Raw genomic sequence first — 1653 nt, forward strand, 5'->3', positions numbered from 1 at the left:
AGAAGGCAACGGCGGCGAATCAACTGTGGAGGTCGTGTAAATGCTCAATGCAGTATCGACAAAATTTTTAGATGAATATTGCCAAGCCGTAGCAAAAGCGGGTGGCGTGGTAGATGCGTCTAAGCAATTCAACATCACGCCAGTGATGGAAACGAAGCTTCGCCAAGCCATTGTTGAATCAGACTCTTTCTTAAACCGTATTTCCAATATTTCGGTTGACCAGATTAAAGGTCAAGTGATCGATGTGGGCGACAGTGGTTTGCTGACAGGTCGAGTTAAAGACGGTCGTTTCATGGGCTCGCTTGACCAAAGCGGTAATACCTACGAGCTAACTGAAACGGACTCTGGCGCTCATATCAACTGGATTACCATGACAATCTGGGCGAATTCGGGTGGCAAAGGTCAGTGGATGAAGCTGATGAACAACGCCATCACGCGGAATTTTGCTTTAGATAAGCTGCGAATTGGTTTCCATGGTACCTCCATAGCAGGTGAAAACACGGACCCAGTAGCAAACCCAATGGGACAAGACGTTAATAAGGGTTGGTTGCAGCTTGCGAAAGAAAAGGCGCCAGCTCAAGTTCTTCCTGCTGCCAAGCTTGATTCTACTGGTGCAACCGACGGGGCGTATAAAAACCTAGATTCACTGGTTAACGATCTAACCAACACCACTATCCATGAAGTGCATCAAGGCGACCCTGACTTGGTGGTTCTGATTGGTCGCAACTTAGTGGCCGCAGAGCAGCATCGTTTATTGGAATCAGCGGAAGTACCGACTGAGCATAAAGCAGCTCAAAGCTTAGCGAAGACCGTTGCAGGTAAAACGGTGTATACACCGCCATTTTTCCCACCAAATATGATTTGGGTGACAAACTTAACCAACCTGCAGATCCTGACTCAAAAGGGTACGCAGTGGCGTAAGTCTCGTAACGAAGAAGATCGTAAACGCTTCGAAACGTCATATCTTCGCCAAGAAGGTTATGCCGTGGGCAACTACAACAAGTTTGCAGCTATCGAAGACGTCACTGTTGTTGAACCAGTACCAGCGTAAGGGTGAATCATGGCAAGTCCATTAGCTAAGTTACGCCAAGAAGCATTGGCAAAACAGCAAAAGAAATCGTCACCTGAGAAACAGTTTGTCGCTAACCCAAACAGTTTGCACCTGCTTCTATCTGAACTCGAAAGTGATTTGAAGGTGCTTAAAACCTTCAATCGAACGGATGAGAAGGTTAACCACAAACGTGAAGTTTTGGTTCCTAAATACCGTCAAGCGATTGAGGAGTACTTAGCCGGTGATGAGCAGTTCGATAACCCGTTATTTACTCAAATGGTAATTTGGCTCTTCGATATCGAAGATCTAGAAACTGCGATTGAGTGGTGTGACATTGCTATCGAACGTGGGTTAGATACTCCCGAGCGATTCAAGCGAGACTTTGCCACTTTCTGTGCCGATGAAGTGTTGAAATGGTCTGAGCGTATGGCGTCATATGGTCATTCAATTGAGCCGTACTTCAATCATGTGTTTGCCAATTTAACCCCGGATGAAAACAGCGAAAAACCTAAGTGGGCAATCACGGAAAAACTCAGCGCTAAGTGGTTCAAGTTCGCAGGCCTTTACCTGCTTCGGCATGAAAAAGGTGATGTTCATGCAGG

The 1653-nt window shown here is 46.3% G+C and carries 2 protein-coding genes; both read left to right on the forward strand.

Annotated features, from left to right (window positions below):
- Positions 1–40: 40 nt before the first annotated feature.
- The gene (locus OW491_RS17965; protein WP_017058587.1) at positions 41–1051 is read left to right on the forward strand and encodes a phage major capsid protein, P2 family; all 1011 of its coding nucleotides are present in this window, start codon (positions 41–43) and stop codon (positions 1049–1051) included.
- A 9-nt stretch (positions 1052–1060) separates the two neighbouring features.
- Positions 1061–1653, forward strand: a 593-nt coding sequence (gene gpM, locus OW491_RS17970) for a phage terminase small subunit (RefSeq protein ID WP_290037267.1), incomplete at its 3' end; no start/stop codon positions are given.

Source organism: Neptunomonas sp. CHC150 (genome assembly GCF_030397555.1).
Lineage (GTDB): Bacteria > Pseudomonadota > Gammaproteobacteria > Pseudomonadales > Balneatricaceae > Neptunomonas > Neptunomonas phycophila.

Coding starts and splice junctions, on each gene's coding strand:
- OW491_RS17965 (WP_017058587.1), top strand. CDS start 41: ATGCTCAATGCAGTATCGACAAAATTTTTAGATGAATATTGCCAAGCC.